Source organism: uncultured Anaerovibrio sp. (genome assembly GCF_947302755.1).
In the GTDB taxonomy this organism is placed as follows: Bacteria; Bacillota; Negativicutes; order Selenomonadales; family Selenomonadaceae; genus Anaerovibrio.
This window is the reverse complement of sequence record NZ_CAMYWM010000193.1, coordinates 1-3,540: the sequence shown is the minus strand read 5'-3', so window position 1 is coordinate 3,540 and position 3,540 is coordinate 1. Positions and strand designations below refer to the sequence as shown.

3 protein-coding genes are annotated in these 3,540 nt (G+C 44.7%); 2 read left to right on the top strand and 1 reads right to left on the bottom strand.

All coding sequences use genetic code 11. The features are described from left to right. The first annotated feature begins 122 nt into the window (after positions 1 to 122). Positions 123 to 737 (top strand): DedA family protein, encoded by a 615-nt coding sequence (locus Q0Y54_RS12310; protein WP_297968523.1) that lies wholly within the window; start codon positions 123 to 125, stop codon positions 735 to 737. 50 nt (positions 738 to 787) lie between these two features. On the opposite strand, the gene Q0Y54_RS12305 is transcribed toward Q0Y54_RS12310, so the two are convergent. Beyond that, entirely contained in the window at positions 788 to 1,885 is a 1,098-nt protein-coding gene (locus tag Q0Y54_RS12305) for a hypothetical protein (protein WP_297968518.1), read from the bottom strand. 184 nt (positions 1,886 to 2,069) lie between these two features. Between Q0Y54_RS12305 and Q0Y54_RS12300 the strand changes: the two genes are divergently transcribed. Then, positions 2,070 to 3,386 (top strand): flagellin, encoded by a 1,317-nt coding sequence (locus Q0Y54_RS12300; protein ID WP_297968515.1) that lies wholly within the window; start codon positions 2,070 to 2,072, stop codon positions 3,384 to 3,386. Positions 3,387 to 3,540: the final 154 nt, after the last annotated feature.

Here is a 3,540-nt window from a genome sequence, read left to right as displayed (position 1 = left end):
AGCAGGGGACTGAAAATCCCCGTGTCAGTGGTTCGATTCCGCTCTGAGGCACCATATAGTTTAGATGAGTCCGGTTCGGGGCTCTTTTTTTGTATATTGTATGATATTGAAAGGATGTTTTTATGTCGCATTTTGCTGATGTGTTTTTGGGGTTTATTGATCAATGGGGTTACTTGGCTGTAGCCGTTCTTATGGGCCTGGAAAATGCCTGTATACCAATTCCCAGTGAGTTGATTTTGGGCTTCGCCGGTTATTTGATTTATATAGACCGCATGACATTTACCATGGCTACCGTGGCCGGCATGATAGGCGGTATGGTTGGTTCTGTTCTTACTTATTACATAGGCCACTTAGGCGGGCGTCCCTTTGTGGATAAATATGGCAAGTATTTTTTCATGAAGAAATCCCATGTGGATATTGCCCAGGAGTGGTTTGATAAATATGGTGTCAAAGCCGTATTCATAAGTCGTATGCTGCCGGTGGTACGTACCTTTATCTCTTTGCCGGCGGGCTTTGCCCATGTAGATATCAAGAAATTTATTTTCTATACCTTTGCAGGCTCACTGCCCTGGACCATGCTTATTTTAGGTATTGGTATGATGCTGGGCGAGGGCTGGAAGGTTATGATGGAGGTTGGCCACGAAATAAGCATAGCCTTCTGTGTAATCATTGTTTTGGTTGTTGCTGTAACATATTACAAATATAATAAGAAGAAAAAAGCCAAAAGGGAATTTTGATTTGGCCAAAATTAAACCCGTAGTGAAGTATCATCTCACTACGGGTTATTTTATGGAACTGTTGAGGTTTTTATACTGGTAATAGCTGTATTCTTCACCAGATCATCAATACGATAATCAATATCCATGGCAGCCTTTTGGAAGGCTTTGCTCATAGCAAATTCATTTGGTGAATCCGCATCCAGTGCTTCAGCATAGTGCTTCCATGCTTCCACGGTTAGCCTGGTGGATTCCCTGCGCTGGGCAGCCAAATATTGTGCTCCGTCATTTACCGGAATAGCCTCCAGCTCCTGTTGACGCTTTTCCAGTGCCGGTATTATATCTGAACGAATATAGGCAATCATACTGCTGCGCATATTGGCCGTCAATATGCCATCCGGCGATTTATCCAGCTTTTTGAACCGGTTTTGCTGGCTGTTGAATATGAGATTGTATTTTTCAACCACATCGGCAGTGGCATGAATGTAATTTTTGAGGCCGGCCTCCTGGATAGGGCTGAGAAAATCCAGATAGTCCCGGTAGTTTCTTATTTCACTTACCTTCCAGTTATCATCCCGTTTTACCATTAAGACATGAAGGGTAAAGAGGGTTCCGGTATATACATCCTTGACGGCGATTTTGACAATGGTTTCATTGCTTTTAATTTTCCTCACGCTGTCAATCTTTATAAATTCTGTATTGCGCAGCTGGGAACGTTCCACCAGATATTCATAATCGATGCCCAACTGCCGTCCCTTTAAAATATTGTCTCCATCAGGAACACTCCATTGGCCTGATGGAATGTAGTCGAGAATAAGTGTGTTGGTTTCGGCCACCACCTGAGGCTTGATTTTCATATAGAAGGTTTCAAACATTACCTTGGTTTCATTGGTAAGGTTTGTATCATGGGCGAACATATCACGGGTCAGGTCATCATAGGCCCTGCCGGTGAGGTTTTCCATATCACAGTATTGCTCTATTGTGGCCAGATCCCGTTCCTTAAAAGCCCTTTGCAATTTATTTAAGGCGTATTCCGGCGTTGATGCATAAAAGAAATACCAAAATACATAGCCTAGAGCTGCAGCCAAACAAATAATTGCAACAACCCGCTGTATTCTGGTTCGTCTACGACCTTGGGATAGCATTTCCTGCCAGTCGATGTGTTTCATCGTTCAATAGTCCTCCCCCTGGAGTTGAGTTTCACGTAGTCTATTATACTATATATTTTATGTTTGAAAAAATTATTTTTAAATTTAATTTACGAGGCAAAAATGTCGATATATAAATACAAGAGGAATCGGTTTATGCTATATCACGGATGATAAACCAGGAACAGGCAGGGAGGTAATATTTATGGCTACCATCGGTTCATATGCCCAGCAGCTTTCGCTTCTCAATAAGATGAATTACAACTATAAAATGGCCCTGAAAAGTGCCAATCAGGTTGCTACGGGCAATAAGATTAATTCGGCCAGTGACAATGCTTCCATATATGCTATAGGCAAGCGTATGGATGTGGAGATTGGCGCTCTTGGTCAGGCGTCCTCCAACGTGCAGACGGGCAATAGTATGCTGAATGTGGCAAGTGGTGCCATGGATAATACCATGGAGATTTTGACCACCTTAAAGGAAAAGGCTATTGCTGCGGCCAACTCCACGGCGAAGGACAGCGATCGGGCCACTATTCAGAAGGAATTAAACCAATATATTGATCAGATAAATGATAATTCCTTGGTAACCTACAACGGCAGATATTTGTTGAACGGTTCCAACAAGGGGGCAACCCTGGAGACAAATCAGGCCTTTACCAATAACAGCCTTGGTCTTGATACCACAGGGGCCACCAAATTGACGGAGCTTACCAGGCGTCAGGGAGACAATCTTAATATTGATGCCACCGATACAGTTAATATATCCTTCGTAAAGGATGGAAAGACCTATTCCACCTCCTTTACTGCCGGGGAGTCTACTCTGGCGGATATTTTCAGCAAGGCCAATGAGGCAGGGGCAGGAGATGTATTTGACACCTCCTCCATGGATACGGCTACCTCGTTGATTGGCACTGACAGCAATGGCAAGGAGCTGCATACTGTGGATGACCAAAATGCCATTACGGTAAAGGCGGCCCAGTCAGGTACGGCTGGTGCTATTTCCGGCTTCACTATTTCGGTGACGGATGCTGAGGGCAATGTGAAAAAGTCCACCAATACGGCCTTGGACGGCTTTAACGAGTCTATCAGGGCTGCTGACACCAGAGGGGATCATTCACTTGTTCTCCATACCGGGTCAGATACCAGCCAGAATATGCATATGGCCTTGGGTGATACCAGTGCCAGGGGCCTTGGCCTTCAGGGCTCCGATGGCTCCTATCTTAGCGTATCCACCCAGGAGGATGCCAATGCGGCCATCAATGTTATCGACAACGCCATCAATCGCCTGTTGGATCAGCAGACCAGTGTAGGTGCCATGCAGTCAAGGCTGGATTATACCCATACCAATCTGGTTACCCAGCAGACGAATGTTACTGATGCCATGACCACTATTATAGGGGCAGATATGGCAAAGGCTATTACCCAATATACCAGCTACAACATTCAGATGCAGGCATCACAGGCAATGCTGGCCCAGTCCATGAGTAATTCCTCCTGGTTCCTGAGTCTGCTTCAATGATATTAAGCAAGATGAAAGCATGTGGGCTTTCATCAGCCCTTACAACGAAATCTAGAGCTCATCTGCATCCTTCGGATTTGCTTCGCTAAGATTTCATAGTAAGCAAGATGAAAGCATGTGGGCTTTCATCAGCCCTTACAACGAAATCTAGAGC

What these genes read in the sequence shown, in the direction of transcription:
- Q0Y54_RS12300 (WP_297968515.1), top strand. Translation starts at nt 2,070, where the DNA reads ATGGCTACCATCGGTTCATATGCCCAGCAGCTTTCGCTTCTCAATAAG.
- Q0Y54_RS12305 (WP_297968518.1), bottom strand. Translation starts at nt 1,885, where the DNA reads ATGAAACACATCGACTGGCAGGAAATGCTATCCCAAGGTCGTAGACGA.
- Q0Y54_RS12310 (WP_297968523.1), top strand. Translation starts at nt 123, where the DNA reads ATGTCGCATTTTGCTGATGTGTTTTTGGGGTTTATTGATCAATGGGGT.